10 protein-coding genes are annotated in these 16,649 nt (G+C 35.0%); 6 read left to right on the top strand and 4 right to left on the bottom strand.

Features of this window, described 5'->3' with window-relative positions:
- Nucleotides 1-3 precede the first annotated feature (3 nt).
- Both ACXAGS_RS01770 and ACXAGS_RS01765 read right to left on the bottom strand, forming a co-directional pair.
- Nucleotides 4-2,199: a PorP/SprF family type IX secretion system membrane protein gene (locus tag ACXAGS_RS01770; protein ID WP_474904028.1), complete on the bottom strand. Its 2,196-nt coding sequence runs from the start codon at nucleotides 2,197-2,199 to the stop codon at nucleotides 4-6.
- A 12-nt stretch (nucleotides 2,200-2,211) separates the two neighbouring features.
- On the bottom strand, nucleotides 2,212-4,458 hold the full coding sequence (locus ACXAGS_RS01765) for a T9SS type B sorting domain-containing protein (RefSeq protein ID WP_474904026.1): 2,247 nt from the start codon (nucleotides 4,456-4,458) through the stop codon (nucleotides 2,212-2,214).
- Nucleotides 4,459-4,723: 265 nt separating this feature from the next.
- Here ACXAGS_RS01765 and ACXAGS_RS01760 point away from each other — a divergent pair, with 265 nt between their 5' ends.
- Nucleotides 4,724-6,406, top strand: coding sequence for a glutamine--tRNA ligase/YqeY domain fusion protein (locus tag ACXAGS_RS01760; RefSeq protein WP_474904025.1), 1,683 nt, complete (start codon nucleotides 4,724-4,726; stop codon nucleotides 6,404-6,406).
- Between the two features lie 216 nt (nucleotides 6,407-6,622).
- Here ACXAGS_RS01760 and ACXAGS_RS01755 read toward each other — a convergent pair whose 3' ends face one another.
- Together ACXAGS_RS01755 and gltX are read right to left on the bottom strand one after the other, a co-directional pair.
- Nucleotides 6,623-7,549 (bottom strand): SPFH domain-containing protein, encoded by a 927-nt coding sequence (locus ACXAGS_RS01755; protein ID WP_010516349.1) that lies wholly within the window; start codon nucleotides 7,547-7,549, stop codon nucleotides 6,623-6,625.
- 79 nt (nucleotides 7,550-7,628) lie between these two features.
- Complete coding sequence (gene gltX / locus ACXAGS_RS01750; protein WP_474904024.1) at nucleotides 7,629-9,134, bottom strand: glutamate--tRNA ligase; 1,506 nt, start codon at nucleotides 9,132-9,134, stop codon at nucleotides 7,629-7,631.
- 136 nt (nucleotides 9,135-9,270) lie between these two features.
- Here gltX and ACXAGS_RS01745 point away from each other — a divergent pair, with 136 nt between their 5' ends.
- The 5 genes from ACXAGS_RS01745 (at nucleotide 9,271) to ACXAGS_RS01725 (ending at nucleotide 16,635) form a co-directional block, all read left to right on the top strand.
- The gene (locus ACXAGS_RS01745; protein WP_474904023.1) at nucleotides 9,271-12,723 is read left to right on the top strand and encodes a hypothetical protein; all 3,453 of its coding nucleotides are present in this window, start codon (nucleotides 9,271-9,273) and stop codon (nucleotides 12,721-12,723) included.
- Complete coding sequence (gene ybeY, locus ACXAGS_RS01740; RefSeq protein ID WP_474904021.1) at nucleotides 12,716-13,135, top strand: rRNA maturation RNase YbeY; 420 nt, start codon at nucleotides 12,716-12,718, stop codon at nucleotides 13,133-13,135. Before ACXAGS_RS01745 ends, ybeY begins: the two co-directional genes overlap by 8 nt.
- Before the next feature lie 4 nt (nucleotides 13,136-13,139).
- Complete coding sequence (gene mnmG / locus ACXAGS_RS01735) at nucleotides 13,140-15,008, top strand: tRNA uridine-5-carboxymethylaminomethyl(34) synthesis enzyme MnmG (RefSeq protein ID WP_474904019.1); 1,869 nt, start codon at nucleotides 13,140-13,142, stop codon at nucleotides 15,006-15,008.
- A 78-nt stretch (nucleotides 15,009-15,086) separates the two neighbouring features.
- Nucleotides 15,087-15,917 (top strand): class I SAM-dependent methyltransferase, encoded by an 831-nt coding sequence (locus tag ACXAGS_RS01730; RefSeq protein WP_474904017.1) that lies wholly within the window; start codon nucleotides 15,087-15,089, stop codon nucleotides 15,915-15,917.
- Between the two features lie 211 nt (nucleotides 15,918-16,128).
- On the top strand, nucleotides 16,129-16,635 hold the full coding sequence (locus ACXAGS_RS01725; RefSeq protein ID WP_474904015.1) for an OmpH/Skp family outer membrane protein: 507 nt from the start codon (nucleotides 16,129-16,131) through the stop codon (nucleotides 16,633-16,635).
- Nucleotides 16,636-16,649: the final 14 nt, after the last annotated feature.

The raw sequence follows: 16,649 nt of genomic DNA, 5'->3' as shown, positions 1-16,649 counted from the left end.
TAGTTATGCGCTATAGTTAGGTTTTACACGCATGATCCACATAGGATCACCGTATGCATTGTTAATGTTAGAATAGTAAGACACTAAGGCATCTGTCCATTCTTGATGTTTTTTAAGATATACATACCTATAGTTGTTTTCTGGATTAATAAAATAACTGGCATGTAATCCTTGATCATTAAGTTCTTTTATAAAACGGGTAGCATTTCTTGGTTTAGCAAATACATTGGCAATTATGTAGTAACCAGTTTTTAAACCTTTTACTTGTAAAGTCTCATAAGCTATACCTGATTTTTGACTTTTTGCATGGTTTAAGTTTTGTTCCAAGACGGAATCATTATAAGTAGAGGAAGACTTGGGGGAGTTCTCTACATATGCTCCTTCTGTATAACTATTGGTTACATCCATTACCCAAGTATTACCTTGGTATTGACCGTTTAAATTACTTTTTTGGGCTGCTATTGCATCTTTTTTGTTCTGTATACCCTTGATATAAACATAGTTAAGACCATTTCTTGGATTGGTAAAGTAATCTGTCTCTATTCCTTGGTCCGTCATTGAATCCATAAATTCTGACATGTATTTTGTGCCCTTGTAAACATTGGCAATTACGTAGCTACCGCTCTCTACATCTGGAATGGAGAATGCTTTATATCGTTTAGAACGATTGTTATAATTTGTGTTGTCTTTATTATTTTCCGCTAGTGTGGATTTCGTTTCAGCTAATAGAGTTGAACGGTTAGACTGTGAAGGCTCTTCTATTTTATACTTTTTGGTATAAGAATTTCCAAGACTTACGTTTTCAGTAGGCTCTTTTTTCTCTTTTACCACTTCTACTACCGCATCTGAGGAATTTATACGATCTTGTATAATATCATCAATGTTTGAAGTGTTATTTGGTTCTGCTTCTTTAATATCATTACTGGGAATGGCATCATTCTGAACCAAAGCGGAAGTGGTATTAGAATTTGCCAAGTATAATTCTTGAGCTCTTTTTTCTATGTCCGGTCTGTTGCCTTCGGTTTCTCTTTTAACCATTCGCATTACCATGGCAAACCGTCTTTCTAAATCACTTTGTCTGTTAGATTCAATAGAATCTTGACGAAAAATCAATTCTTCAATGATTGCATCGTTTTCCGCAAGTTTTTGTTGCAATTCTGCGATCTTTAAATCTTTTTCAGATAGCGTAAGTTCTTCAATTGGAGTTTCCTCCTCGTCATTGTTTACTAGGTCCTCATTCTCTTTTTCAAGAAGAACACGATCTTCGGTAAGGGTTGGTGTAAAACTGTAGGCTAGGGATATTTCATGGTTTACACCAAATTGTTCAATATTATTAGAAAGACCCTTTTCAATGTTATAGCCTAAAGAGATTCTTTTGTTCAGGTTAAAACCAATACCTGCCGCAGCCCCATAGAATTGATCATAACCTGCTTGTAACCATCCTATTTTGGGCAAATCAAGGATTAAACTTCCACCAAGGCTAATATCCTCATTAGCAATAGAACGTACTCTTGCCAATGGCATTAATCTACCTTGTTCTAGTAAACCACTATTATTGGTAAACTCGTGGGTATATTGTAAATGGCCCGTAAAGGTTTTAGCATCAAAACTGGTAAGGGTTTCACTAGTCTTTAAATTATAATCAAAAAGGTTGTCCGCAATAACACCAAAGTCAAATTGACCGTAAGAAAGGTTAAACCCAGGTTGTACGGTAATTAAGGAGATATCATTAGAACCTTGTAGAATTGGATCGTTTGGATCTAGGGTATTTGCCCTAGATTGATTGATTCCACTCTTATAATAAGAAAAGTTGGCGCCAAAGGTTAAATTGCTTTTTTCACTCAATTTTACACCATATGCGTAATTGGCCAATAAACCATAGTTGTCTATGATACCTTCTCTTTGGTTATACAAACTAACACCTACACCACTACGGTCTCCAATTCTACCACTATAACTTAAAAAATACGTCTGCTGGTTGTCATCAAAAGAAACCGACTCATTTCTGTGAAATAAGTTGATGTATGATTTGTTTTCCCTAACCGTAGAAAAGGTTGGGTTCAATAAATATCTATTGAATTTTACCAAGTTCTGGGTAGGTAAATCATAAGCTACGAACGGATCTTCCTCTTGGGCCGTAAGGGCACCAAAAGAAAGAACTGCCATAAGTGTTAGGATTAGTTTGTTATACTTGTTCATTTGTTTGTTAGGTTAACGGATAACCGTAATGGTACCCTGTCGTAAGGTTTTGGTTGCTTCTACTATTTTGTAATAAAAGAGCTGATTCTTTTTAGTAAAACCGGTAGTAGAATTAGGCCAATTGTTTTGGTAATCCAATTGGTTAACTATTTCTTCTCCGTTTTCGTTATAGATAATTACTCTTGTATTCGCTTTTCTAGAATAGGTATTCGGAATAATCCAAAGGTCGTTTACACCATCTCCATTAGCAGTTACCACATTTGGTATATCAAAATTATCTCTGAATGCTAGGGTAACGGTTTTGCTTACGCTACAATTACCAATTGTCGCTACAAGTAGATAGGTGCCCTCTTCTGTCAAGGTAACACTACTAGAGGTACTTAAGTTTTCGTTGGCTTCATTAAACCACACATAACTATCGGCTCCAGTAGCATTAACAGTGGTAGTTTCGCCTTCTGGGATTACTATATTGTTTTCTTTATCTAATTGCACTATACTTTCGTCAAATGCGTTGACCGCGATTTCGTTGGAAAGTGTTGGGCAACCATTGGTTAAAACTTTTAATTGGTAGTTACCAGCTTCCGTAACCGTTAAACTTGTTGTGGTAGCAGTTATTTTGTTACCATCCTTATACCATTCAAAATCAACATTGTTTAAATCATAATCGGTGCTAAGGGTAACAATAACACCATCGCATATTTGGGTTCCGTCTGCAGCAATTGTAATAGGATCATTAGCATTTAGCACAACAGATAATTCATTGGAAACCAGATTAAAACTTTCTAGGTTTGCTTCTAGTGTATATGCACCATTTTCATCCGCATTAAGAATAGATAATAAAGAAGATGTTGCACCATCAATGGCAGCGCCGTCTTTTATCCATTGGTAGGCAAAGTCAGCTTTTAAACTTTCGGTAACATCGGTAGTGTTGCCATTTGCGTCCGTAGCAGTAATATTGCTAACCTCTAATTCTATGTTTGTATTCTCACACGGAGTATATGCAGTCATATAATCAATAGCTATGCTTAAAGCAGAAGGATACGCTGCGGATACCGTTTCTGTAGTTTTGGTAACAGAAGTACATGCACCACCGGTTTCGGTAACGGTAGCATAATAGTCTCCTACTGCCGTAATAGTATAACTAGCGTTGGTTGCACCAGCTATTGCAGTTCCATTTTGATACCATTGGTAGGTAGCCGAAGCCGCATCCGTGGTTACGGTAATGGTCTCGGTTGAACCTGGTAATAAGGCAATTCCATTTGTATTGTCTAAAGCCACCGTAAATGATCCAGCACTGGATATGGTAACTGCATCAGATTTTTCAACACAAATGCCGCTTCCTTCAATTTCTACTTGATAATCACCTTCAAAGCCTGCGTTTGCCGCATCAACTGTATAACTAAAGCCCTCTAAGGTTGCGGCTTGTATAATTTGGTTGTCTTTGTACCAAGTATAGGTATATCCTTGGTTTTGCACGCTAGCAGTTAAGGTAACCGTATCTTCACTACACAAAACAGATTTTGTGGGCGTGTTAATGGCTACGCCTTGGGCAGCATTAATGTTTACCTCTATACTATTAGAAAGTGTATTTGCAGACCCCGAACAGGCGCCATAATTCATTTCTACATAATAGATTCCGGGCTCTGTTATGTTAATGCTATTGCTGTTTCCAGATAATGCTGTTCCACTTCTATACCAACTATAGTTGTATTGGGTAGCATTGGATACATTATGAGTAGCTAGTGTTAATGATTCGCCATCACATAAATCTATAACACCACCAGGAGGTATGGTTCCATTACCATCCTTACTAATAAGAATTGGGCTATTGTAACCAATGTAGTACATCGCAAATGGATCCGAAACTTCGCTTACCTTTTCTGGATTTGTACTTTTAACACGCATTCGGTACCCTTCACCTTGGGTATCTTCGGGTAATTGAAATTCAATATCAAAGTCAAATACTTGATTCTTATCAGAAACACGTGCCAACTCTACTGGAGAACTAAAATTACCGCTGGCATCTGATAGTTCAAGAATAAATTCGTTACTGGCATCTACCAAAGGCGGGTTCCAGGTAAAGTTTACAAAGTACTCATTAAAGTTAGCAGAGCCACAAGCATTTTGCCATTCTGAGTTTCCTGATAGGTTTGGATTGTCTGCCGGTGTAGGTTTGTTCAATGTCTGTGCACTACCTGTTGCCAATCCAATGAACAGGAAAGCTAACACACATAAACCTTGATTAATTTTTGTTTTCATAAGTGTAGGTTCTATTTGGGGTTGGTATGTAAAAAGATGTCTCAGAAGCATAGTTTTAGTTGATATTTGGGGTGTTATTTGCTTTAAAAACAGGGCTCTACATACCTTGTCAACATCAAATATTCACATATTTATTAACTACTTAAAGTTATTGTTGTGGTGAATAGGTTTTCTGTTGTGAAACGTTATTTCTTATAGGTTATACTGTTGATAAATTGCTAATAACTGTTGTTTTTAGCTACATTTGCCCTACAATAAATTTTATATGGAAGAGACCAAAAAGTCCTTGAATTTTATAGAACACATTATTGAGGAAGACCTCGACAAAGACTATTCTAAAAATGATTTACGTTTTAGATTTCCACCAGAACCCAATGGGTATTTACACATAGGACATGCTAGTTCTATTTGTTTAAATTTTGGTCTTGGGCTACGTTACAACGCACCGGTTAATCTTAGGTTTGATGATACCAACCCAGCTAAAGAAGAAAAGGAATACGTAGATGCCATAAAAAGAGATGTGGAATGGCTTGGTTTTGAATGGGATAAAGAATGTTATGCTTCGGATTACTTTCAGCAATTATATGATTGGGCAGTACAATTAATAAAAGATGGTAAAGCTTATGTAGATAGCCAATCTTCTGAAGAAATGGCAAAACAAAAAGGAACACCTACGGAACCCGGTGTTGAAAGCCCGTTTAGAACCAGAACCGTTGCTGAAAACTTGGCCTTGTTTGAGCAAATGAAGAATGGGGAGTTTGAAGAAGGTGTTCACGTTTTACGGGCTAAAATTAATATGGCCAGCACTAACATGTTAATGCGCGATCCTATTATGTATAGGGTTATACATAGGGCACACCACCGCACAAATACCGATTGGTGTATTTATCCTATGTATGATTGGACCCACGGTGAAAGTGATTATATAGAACAGGTATCCCACTCGCTATGTACCTTAGAATTTCTTCCTCATAGGGAATTATATAATTGGTTTTTAGACCAATTGGTATCTAACGATAAACTTAGACCTAAACAGCGAGAGTTTGCAAGAAGAAATTTATCGCACACGGTTGTAAGTAAACGTAAACTATTGAAATTGGTAGAAGATGGTGTGGTCTCTGGTTGGGATGATCCTAGAATGCCAACTATTTCTGGAATGCGTAGAAGAGGATATCCGCCGGAAGCCATTAGAAACTTTGTAGATACCATTGGTATTGCTAAAAGGGATAATGTTGTGGATGTATCCTTATTGGAGTTTCATGTGCGAGAGCATTTAAACAAAGTTGCACCACGGGTAATGGCCGTACTTAACCCATTAAAAGTGGTGATTACCAATTATCCTGAAGGAGAAGAAGAATGGTTGACAGCAGAGAACAACCCTGAGGATGAAAGCGCGGGAACAAGGGAAGTACCTTTTTCAAGGGATATTTATATTGAGCAGGAAGATTTTAAAGAAGAAGCGAATAGGAAGTTTTTCCGTTTAAAGTTAGGCGGAGAGGTTAGGTTAAAGAACGGCTACATTATTAAAGCGGAGAGCTGTACTAAAGATGTGGATGGTAATATTACCGAAGTACAGTGTACCTATGACCCAAAAAGTAAAAGTGGGAGCGGAACAGAAGAAAGCCTACGTAAGGTTAAGGGTACCTTACATTGGGTATCTATTAAACATGCTAAGACTGCTGAGGTAAGATTATATGATCGGTTATTTACTAATGAAACACCAGATGCCGATAAGGAAAAGGATTTTATGGAATTTGTAAATAGAGAATCGCTGCAAGTGGTAACCGGATATTTGGAGCCAAGTTTAAAAAATGCACAAATTGGTGATCAAGTACAATTTCAACGTTTGGGTTATTTTAATGTGGACGAAGATTCAACTAATGAAAATTTGATTTTTAATAGAACTGTTGGTCTTAGGGATACTTGGGCAAAATTGAAAGAAAAATAGGACTATTATAAATATCTATCATATTTAATGTGTCTATTACATTTTATTATACAAAACGGTATATTTTAAAGCCGCAACGGTTAGTTATTTATAATTTTGGCATGCTTCCTTGGCTTAAGATTAAATGTGGCGTTAAAAAGGCTTAAAATGTGTTTTAATAAAAAACCCAATCATTTTACGTGATTGGGTTTGTTTTTTTGTGGAAATCGTTAGGAATTACTCTTTTTCCTTTTTAGAGGCTTCTTTCATTTTTTCTCCAATCATATTACTAGCGGTAAAAGAAGCCACCATATTATTTAACATATCGCTTCCTGCTTGTGGTGAGTTTGGAAGTAATATAAGATTCGTGTTGGTTTCTTCTCCAATTGATTGTAAAGTATCATAATGTTGGGTAACCACAATTAGTGCAGACGCTTCTTGTGAATTAATACCAACTTTATTTAAAACTTCAACAGATTCTTCTAGACCTCTAGCAATCTCCCTTCTTTGATCGGCAATACCTTGCCCTTGTAAGCGCTTGCTTTCTGCTTCTGCTTTTGCTTTTTCAACTATAAGAATACGGGCAGCATCACCTTCAAATTGGGCTGCAATTTTTTCTCGCTCAGAAGCATTAATACGGTTCATGGCCGCTTTTACTTGCGGATCTGGGTCTATGTCCGTCACTAGGGTTTTAATGATATCATAACCATACTCTAGCATGGCGTCTTGTAGTTCGCTTTTTACTGCAATTGCTATATCATCTTTTTTTACAAATACATCGTCCAATTTCATTTTTGGAACCTCTGCACGTACAACATCAAAAACATAAGAAGTTATTTGATCGTGTGGATATTCCAATTTGTAAAATGCCTCGTATACTTTTTCTTTGATAACCACATATTGTACGGAAACTTTAAGTTTAACGAATACGTCGTCTAAAGTTTTGGTTTCAACTATTACATCTAATTGCTGAATTTTTAGACCTACTCTTGCAGCAATACGTTGAACAAAAGGAATTTTAAATTGAATACCAGAATGTCTTACACTCGTAAATTTTCCAAAGGTTTCAATTAGAACAGCCGTTTGTTGTTTTACAATAAACACCCCCGATAAAACCGCAAAGATGACAAGTATTAAAATTGGAATAAATAAGAAGTTCCCCATAATTATAGATTTAATGTTGATTAATTTGTTGTAAGGTACAACAGTTACCAGAGGATTAGTCTTATTTATTCCAATTTTGTTACAAATTGGCTATAGCTTGTTTTATTCTATTAATGCATTCCTCTTTGCCTAAAATTTCCATTATATCAAAAATATGAGGGCCTTTCATAGCTCCAACTATGGATAGGCGTAATGGAGGCATTATTTGTCCAAAACCTAGTTCGTTTTGAGAAATATATTGTTTAACAGAAGTTTCTATTATTTCTGTCTCAAATTGGGATATACTTTCTAAAACTGAAATTATATCGTTCATTAGTTCAGGAGTTTTTTCCTTCCATTGTTTTTTTACAGCTTTGGAATCGTACTGAGAGGGGGCTTCAAAATAATAATCAATCAATCCCCAGAAGTCCCCAATAAAGTTAGCTCGTTCTTGATTTTGACTAATTATCTTTTCAAGTGGTAAAGAAGTGATTAAATCTTGCGCTATTCCTTTTTCTTTTAATATAGGAAGCAATGAACTTTTTAATTCTTCTGCGGTTTTATGTTGTAGATATTGATGATTATACCATTTGTTTTTTTCAGGGTCAAATCGCGCACCAGATTTGTTTACCCTATCTAAACTAAATGCGGCAATTAGTTCTTGCTTGCTAAATAATTCTTGTTCTGTTCCAGGATTCCAGCCTAATAAAGCCAAAAAGTTAATTACTGCTTCAGGAAAATAGCCTTCTTCTCTGTAGCCCTTAGATTCGTTCCAAGATAAAGGAAATACGGGAAAACCACCTTTATCGCCATCGCGTTTGCTTAGTTTGCCTTTTCCAGTTGGTTTCATAATTAGAGGTAAATGAGCAAATTTTGGCGCTTCCCAGTCAAAAGCTTCATACAAAAGATAATGTAGGGCTAAAGAGGGCAACCATTCTTCACCTCTAATAACATGGGTAATCTCCATAAGATGATCATCTACAATGTTAGCTAGATGGTAAGTAGGCATTCCATCACTTTTAAACAGAATTTTGTCATCTAAAATGTTAGTATCTATTTTAATGGTTCCTCTTATTTCATCGTGTAAAAGTAGTTCACGGTCTTTTGGTGATTTAAACCGAATTACGTAAGGTTGTCCAGTATTTAGTTTTTCTTGTATTTGTTCTGGAGTAAGAGACAAAGAATTTTCTAATTTTTCTCTGTTGTGCCAGTTGTAAATAAAGGTTTTACCCTTTTCTTCGTGTTGTTTTCTATGCTTGTCTAAACTTTCTGGAGTATCAAAAGCATAGTATGCCTTGCCGTTTTCTATAAGTTTTGTAACGTGTTGTTTATATAAATGTTTCCGTTCACTTTGTTTGTAAGGACCAAATTTTCCTGGATTTGTTGTGCTTTCATCGGGTTCAAGACCACACCATTTTAAAGCTTCTTCTATGTACACTTCTGCGCCTTCTACATATCTGTTTTGGTCGGTGTCTTCAATACGTAATATAAATTTACCGTTGTTTTTCTTGGCAAATAGATAATTAAAAAGAGCAGTTCTTAATCCACCAATATGTAATGGGCCGGTTGGGCTAGGGGCAAATCGTACACGAGTTTCTAAAGACATGAATTCAATTTTTCGCAAATATACAATTACAATTGTCGTTATTAGTTTTAATAAACTGGGATCCTTTATTGGATTTAACAGTTTATTTTAAAATTTTTTTGCTTCGCTGGATTAACTTGTAATAAATGATGTTTATATGAATAACTTTCAGACAGTAATTGATAATTTACAGTCTTTTATCCGTAAGTACTATTTAACTAGGCTGCTACAGGGTGCTATTGTATTTGTTACAATAAGTATGTTGTTATTAGTTCTTTTGGGTACTGTTGAAAGTTTTTTATGGTTAACTCCAAATCTTCGTTTAGGTCTTTTTGTCCTAGGGATAATTTTATCTGTATTATTTATATACTATTACGTAATTAACCCTTTGCTTTATTTGCTTAAAGTAAAACAAGGTATAGGGACTAAAGAGGCAGCTAAAATCATTGGTAATCATTTTAAGGATGTAGATGATCGTTTAAACAATGTTTTAGATTTATCTGAGAAGGCTGATTCCGATTTAATTTTGGCGGCAATTAATCAAAAGTCCATAGAATTAAATTCCATTCCCTTTGTAAATGCTGTAGATTCTAGTAAAGTGAAGCGCAACGCTTATCTTCTAATTATACCGTTTAGTATATTATTATTATATTTTTTAAGTGGTTTTATTGGAGATTATTTTAAAGGTATACAGCGTATTGCTGATTACAAAACAGCTTATATAAAGCCTGCACCATTCCATTTTTCTATTGATAATTCTAAATTACAGACTTTTGATAATGAAAGCTTTAACCTAGATTTTAGCACAAAAGGATCGGTAAAGCCTGAAGAGGTTTATATCTTTTTTCAAGGAAAACGTTTCTTAGCAGAGAATACTAATGGTAGATTTCGTTTTAGTTTCCCAATTCAGAATGAGAATTTCTCGTTTCAATTAGTGGCGGGTGATGTGGAGTCACCAAGATATAATGTATCTGTTATTAAAACGCCCTTGTTAAGTAGTTTACAATTAGAATTAAGTTTTCCAAAATATCTAGGAATTCCAAATAAAGTAGTTAATGGTTCTGGTGATGTTAAAGTTCCTTTTGGTACACGGGTAAAATGGAACCTTAGTGGTTCAAATTTAGATTATGTCAATTTAATAGAAGGCGATAGTATTTCTTCCTTTCAACAAAAGGAAAATCAATTTGAATATCAAAAAAGGATATTCAATCCTTTTAAGTATGAAATACAATTAGGTAATACCAAGGTAAAGGATTATGAGACAATTCCTTATAGAATTGATGTCATTAAGGATGAATATCCTTCTATAGCGGTTGCATCAAAAAAAGACAGCTTAGTTATAAACGAATTATTTTTTGCTGGTGATGTTCAAGATGATTATGGTATTAGTAAAATAGAATTGGTCTTTAAAGAAGAAGGTAGTTCAAAAGAATCTAGCATAATACTGGATAAGAATTTAGATAGGTCTAGTCAGTTTTACTACACATTTCCGGAAGGTTTGAATCTGGATTCAGGAAAAGCGTATAGTTTTTATTTTAAGGTAACGGATAATGATGGGGTTAGTGGTGGTAAAAGTACCAAATCCCAAATGTTTTCATCATCTATTCTTAGTAAAGAGGAATTAGAGAATAAACTGTTAGAAGAAAGTAAAAATTTATCTAAAGGAATTGATAAGCAAATTACTAAACGGGAACAACTGCTTGATCAATTAGATGAGTTGGATAAAGAATTTAAAACACAAAAAGAACTAGGTTTTAATAAAAAGGAAGCGGTTAAAAAACAATTACAAGAGCAACTGAACCAGGAACGTTTGATGGAAAAATTTTCCAATAAGTTAAAACAAACTTTAGCGGAAAAGAATGAGTTGTTACAAGAACGATTAGAAAGGCAGGAATTACTAGCTAAAAAAAATCAAAAGTTGCTTGAAGAATTAGAAAAAGTAGCGGATAAGATAAATAAGGAGGAGCTACAATTAGAATTAGACAAATTAGCAAAGTCCCAAGCATCAAATAAAAGAAGCTTAGAACAAATTGTTGAGCTTACCAAACGATACTATGTAACAGAAAAAGCCAAACAATTAGCCGAAGAAATATTCAAATTGGGAGAACGACAAGAATTGTTGTCTAAATTAAAATTGGAGGATAAAGACAACCAAATTTCCCAAAAAACTATTGCTGATAAATTTTCATCATTAAAAGAAAAATTTGGAGAACTGTTAAAAGAGAACGCTAACCTTAAAAAGCCCATTCAACTAAATGTTGATGACAATAAACTAGAGGGTATAGACAATGATGTTGAAGATATATTAAAGGAGTTAAGTAAACATAGGATGGAAGAAAACGCCGGCAAGGATGTAGATGAAAAGGTTCAGAATAATGTACAATCCAAGCAAAGAAGTGCCGGTTCAAAAATGAAAGAATTAGGAGAAAAACTATCAATTTCAAGTTCTAGTGGTGGTTCTACAGTTGCTGAAGATGCTGAAATGTTACGGCAAATATTAGATAATCTATTAATCTTTTCTTTTAAACAAGAAGGTTTAATGGAAAGCATGAACTTTGAACGGGGCGATTTAAATAGTTTTTCAAGTAGTATTAAAGAACAAAAGAAGTTACGGGAATTATTTACCCACGTAGATGATAGTTTGTTTGCACTATCCTTAAGGCAGGTTGAGTTAGCAGATTTTGTAAACGTACAGGTTGAAGAAGTCTATTATAACATAGATAAAGGTCTTGCTAGTATTGCGGAAAATCAACTTTTTCAGGCTAAGAGTTACCAACAATATGTGCTTACTGCTTCAAATTCTTTAGCAGATTATTTGGTAAATGTTTTGGATAATATGCAGGATAGTATGCAATCTGGTAATGGTGGTGGTAATGGTCAGGACTTTCAGCTTCCGGATATTATAAAACAACAAGAAAGTATTGGGGAGAAAATGAGTCAAGGAAATAACGGACAAAAAGGTGATGGCAAAGAAGGTAAGGGAAAGGGAGAAAACTCAAATTCCGGGGTAAGCCAAGGTAAGGACGGAAAGAGTGGTAAAAATGGAATGAAAGGAAATAACGCTGGCGGCAAGAATGGAAACGGTGGTAGGGGCGAAAATAGCAGCGGTGATGGAAAAGAAGGAAGTGGAAAAAATAGTGGAGGTAACGGAGGTTCTGGAAATGATTCAGGAGGATGTGATATCTCTGAAGAGGAATTACAAGAAATTTTTGAAATATATAAAGCACAACAACAAATTCGTTCTGGTTTAGAAAAACAATTAGAGGATATGCTGAATACTGAGGAACGAAACTTGGCAAAAAGTTTAATAAAACAAATGCAGGATTTCGAAGACAACTTGCTACAAAATGGAATTACCAACAAGAATAGAAATAGGGTTAATGTTATTCAACAGCAACTACTAAAACTTAAAGATGCCGAACTAAAACAAGGAAAGGATTCACAACGTGAGTCAGAAAAAACGAGTGGTACCTTTACCAATACAATCAAGAAGGAGTATAAAGATGCGCGTGAGTATTTTGAACAAATAGAAATTTTAAATAGACAACCATTACCTTTGCAAACTGATTTTAAAAACCGGGTTAAATCCTATTTTAATAGAAATGATTGAGTTTGCATACGAAACCAATTTTGAGTTAAGTGACGAATCCTATTTTACCGATTGGTTAACTAGGATTATTAATAGTTATGATAAAAAGGTTGGTGATTTATGTTTCGTTTTTTGCGATGATGGGTATTTGCACAAGATCAATTTAGAATATTTAAAACACGATACATATACGGATATTATAACCTTTGATTATGTTAATGGTAATAATATTTCTGGGGATATTTTTATATCTATGGAAAGAGTTAAGGAAAACGCCGTTATCCATCAAGTAGATTTTACTAATGAATTACTTCGTGTTATGGCGCATGGTGTTTTACACCTGTTGGGTTTTAAGGACAAAACGGATGAAGATGTTAGTAGAATGAGAACGGAAGAAAACAAATCAATTAAGATGTTCCACGTGGAACAATAGAGTTATGTTTGATAAAGAATATGATGTTATAGTTGTAGGGGGTGGCCATGCAGGGGCAGAGGCAGCAGCAGCAGCAGCTAATATGGGTTCTAGTACCTTATTGGTAACCATGAACCTACAAAACATTGGGCAAATGTCTTGTAACCCCGCTATGGGTGGTATAGCAAAAGGGCAAATTGTTCGTGAGATAGATGCCTTAGGTGGGTATAGTGGAATCGTTTCTGACCGCTCTGCTATACAGTTTAAAATGCTCAATAAATCAAAGGGTCCTGCTATGTGGAGCCCAAGAACCCAAAACGACAGAATGCGTTTTGCCGAGGAATGGCGTTTGTTGTTGGAGCAAACACCTAATGTGGATTTTTATCAAGAAATGGTTAGTGGCTTGCTAATAGAAAATGGTAAAATAAGCGGAGTTAAAACTAGTTTAGGTTTACGAATAAAAGCTAAATCTGTAGTGCTTACTAATGGGACATTTTTAAATGGTTTAATACATATTGGCGAAAAACAATTTGGTGGGGGTAGGGCCGGTGAAAGTGCCGCTACAGGAATCACTGAGGAATTGGTGCAATTAGGTTTCGAAAGTGGCAGAATGAAGACGGGTACACCTCCAAGGGTAGACGGTAGGTCTTTAGATTATTCTGTTATGATACCACAACCTGGGGATATCAAACCCGAAAAATTTTCTTATTTAGATACCAATAAATTGAGTGTACAAAGAGATTGCTTTATGACTCACACAAGTTTATTGGTACATGATTTATTAAGGGAGGGTTTTGATAGATCTCCAATGTTCAATGGAAGAATTAAAAGTTTGGGTCCTCGTTATTGTCCTTCTATTGAAGATAAAATTAACCGTTTTGCAGATAAGGATAGACATCAAATATTTGTTGAGCCAGAGGGGTGGAACACTGTAGAGGTTTATGTAAATGGTTTCTCTACAAGTTTGCCAGAAGATGTCCAATTTAAAGCTTTACGTTCAGTAAAGGGATTTGAAAATGTGAAATTCTTTAGGGCGGGTTATGCTATAGAATATGATTATTTTCCACCTACACAGTTAAAACATACATTAGAGACAAAGCTTGTAGAGAATCTATTTTTTGCTGGGCAAATTAATGGGACCACTGGTTATGAAGAAGCTGCTTCCCAAGGTTTAATGGCAGGTATTAATGCACATTTAAAGGTACATGAAAAGGAACCTTTTATATTAAATAGGGATGAAGCTTATATTGGAGTTTTAATAGACGATTTAATTACAAAGGGCACAGAAGAACCTTATCGTATGTTTACATCAAGGGCAGAATATAGAACCCTATTAAGACAAGATAATGCGGATTTAAGATTAACACCTAAGGGTTATCAAATTGGGCTTGCTTCAGAAGAAAGGCTAAAGAAAATGGAAGATAAAGAGAAAGCATCTAACGATTTTGTTTCTTTTTTCCGTAATACCAGTTTTAATCCAGAAGAAATAAATCCCATCTTAGAATCATTAGATTCATCTTTGGTTAAGCAATCAGACAAACTATTTAAAGTTTTTTCAAGGCCTAAAGTAACCATGGACCACATGTTGCAATTGAGTACGGTTTCAGATTTTGTTGCTGCTAATAACTTGAATACAGATGTCTTGGAACAAACCGAAATTCAGGTTAAGTATTCTGGTTATATTGAAAAAGAAAAGAACAATGCAGATAAACTTTTACGTTTAGAAGGAATCAAGATTCCACGAAATTTTGATTATTCTAAATTAAAATCTTTAAGTTTTGAGGCAAGAGAAAAACTAAAGGAAATTGAACCTGTGACTATTTCACAAGCATCTAGAATTAGCGGTGTTTCACCTGCCGATATTTCTGTGCTTTTGGTTCATTTAGGTCGTTAATGTTCCACGTGGAACATAGTTGCGAAAAAAAACAACACACTTTAGCCTCTTTTGAGGCTATTGTTTTTTAGCATTAATATGAAGGTTTATTTAGAAACTAAAGATTATTCTGTCACAAAAGAGTCGTTTCAATTAATGTATAATGCTTCTTTAGATATGTTGGTTACCCAGCCAGCGCCTAAAGAATTAAGTAAATATTACGATAGTGATGCGTACATTTCACATACAGACGGTGCCTCTTCAATGTTTGAGAAATTGTATCAAATTGTCAAAAGATACACTTTAAAGCGAAAGGTTTCTTTTTTGAAGAATTATGTGGGTGCCGGTAAAAAGCTCCTAGATGTTGGAGCTGGTACTGGTGATTTTATTTCAGTTGCCAAAACAAGTGGATTTGATATTTATGGAATAGAACCCAATGCTAAAGCCAGAAGTTTGGCTAGTGCAAAAGGAATTTTATTACATGAGGAATTGGACGACTTAGCAGCAGGTAATTATGATTGTATTACACTTTGGCATGTTTTAGAACATGTTACTGATTTGGAAGGAACAATCTCAAAATTGGTTTCGCTTTTAGCAGATGGAGGGGTGTTAGTAATAGCGGTGCCTAATTATAAAAGTTGGGACGCCCGGCATTACAAAAATTACTGGGCTGCTTTTGATGTTCCCAGACATCTTTGGCATTTTTCAAAGAGTAGTATTGTAAAGTTATTTGGTAAACATAATTTAAAGTTGCTTAAGATTAAGCCTATGTATTTTGATTCATTTTATGTTAGCATGCTCTCGGAGCGCTATAAAGGTGTAAAAAATACACTTATTAAGGGGTTTCTATATGGTTTCTACAGTAATTTGGTTGCTGTAGGTTCTAAAGAGTGGTCCTCTCACATTTATATCCTTAAAAAAGCAAAATAAGCCTATTTAATCAGCTTTTAAGGTTAACGCCAATGGTTTGTATAGGTAAAGCTTCAAAAAGTTGTCTAATAAGCTTCTATTGGCGCAACTTCTATAGCTTAAATCTATAGCATCTTTTTGGTGCTATAGATTGAGTTTATATGTTGTTAAAAAAGAATATTTACTTACCTAAAATGGATTTTATATTTTAGCCGCAACTTAAATCGATAGAATGAAAAAATTAGGATTAATACTAGGTTTGGTAATTATGGTTTCTTGCCAGCAAAACAAAATTGGTTTTGTAGATAACGTAAAATTGATGGATGGCTATCAAGAAAAATTAGACGTAGAGGCAGATTACAAAACCAAAGCCGATAAGTTAAATAGAAAGCGCGATAGTATTTCGCAAGCCTTTCAAATGGAAGTACAAGCTTTTCAAACAAAAGCAAATTCAATGTCGCAGAAAAAGGCGCAAGAAGAATACGGAATGATTCAACAACGCGGCCAAATGATGGGTCAAAGTTTACAACAAGAAGAACAAACTATTCAACTAGCTGGTCAGGAAAAAATGGATAGTGTGGTAAAAAAGGTGAAGGCAAAAATAGAAGCCTACGGTAAAGCAAACGGTTACACCTACATCCTTGGCGGTGGAGAAGGTGGTAGTGTGCTTTATGGTGAAGAGGGAAAAGATTTGACCGAAGAAGTACTTAAGATTTTAAACGACGAGTATAAGCAGTAATTCGGTGTTTTAAA

It is taken from the genome of Croceivirga sp. ABH4_376 (genome assembly GCF_056160685.1).
This window is presented reverse-complemented; position numbering and strand designations above follow the sequence as displayed.

What these genes read in the sequence shown, in the direction of transcription:
- ACXAGS_RS01725 (WP_474904015.1), top strand. Translation starts at nt 16,129, where the DNA reads ATGAAAAAATTAGGATTAATACTAGGTTTGGTAATTATGGTTTCTTGC.
- ACXAGS_RS01760 (WP_474904025.1), top strand. Translation starts at nt 4,724, where the DNA reads ATGGAAGAGACCAAAAAGTCCTTGAATTTTATAGAACACATTATTGAG.
- ACXAGS_RS01755 (WP_010516349.1), bottom strand. Translation starts at nt 7,549, where the DNA reads ATGGGGAACTTCTTATTTATTCCAATTTTAATACTTGTCATCTTTGCG.
- ACXAGS_RS01730 (WP_474904017.1), top strand. Translation starts at nt 15,087, where the DNA reads ATGAAGGTTTATTTAGAAACTAAAGATTATTCTGTCACAAAAGAGTCG.
- ACXAGS_RS01770 (WP_474904028.1), bottom strand. Translation starts at nt 2,199, where the DNA reads ATGAACAAGTATAACAAACTAATCCTAACACTTATGGCAGTTCTTTCT.
- gltX (WP_474904024.1), bottom strand. Translation starts at nt 9,134, where the DNA reads ATGTCTTTAGAAACTCGTGTACGATTTGCCCCTAGCCCAACCGGCCCA.
- ybeY (WP_474904021.1), top strand. Translation starts at nt 12,716, where the DNA reads ATGATTGAGTTTGCATACGAAACCAATTTTGAGTTAAGTGACGAATCC.
- ACXAGS_RS01765 (WP_474904026.1), bottom strand. Translation starts at nt 4,458, where the DNA reads ATGAAAACAAAAATTAATCAAGGTTTATGTGTGTTAGCTTTCCTGTTC.
- ACXAGS_RS01745 (WP_474904023.1), top strand. Translation starts at nt 9,271, where the DNA reads ATGAATAACTTTCAGACAGTAATTGATAATTTACAGTCTTTTATCCGT.
- mnmG (WP_474904019.1), top strand. Translation starts at nt 13,140, where the DNA reads ATGTTTGATAAAGAATATGATGTTATAGTTGTAGGGGGTGGCCATGCA.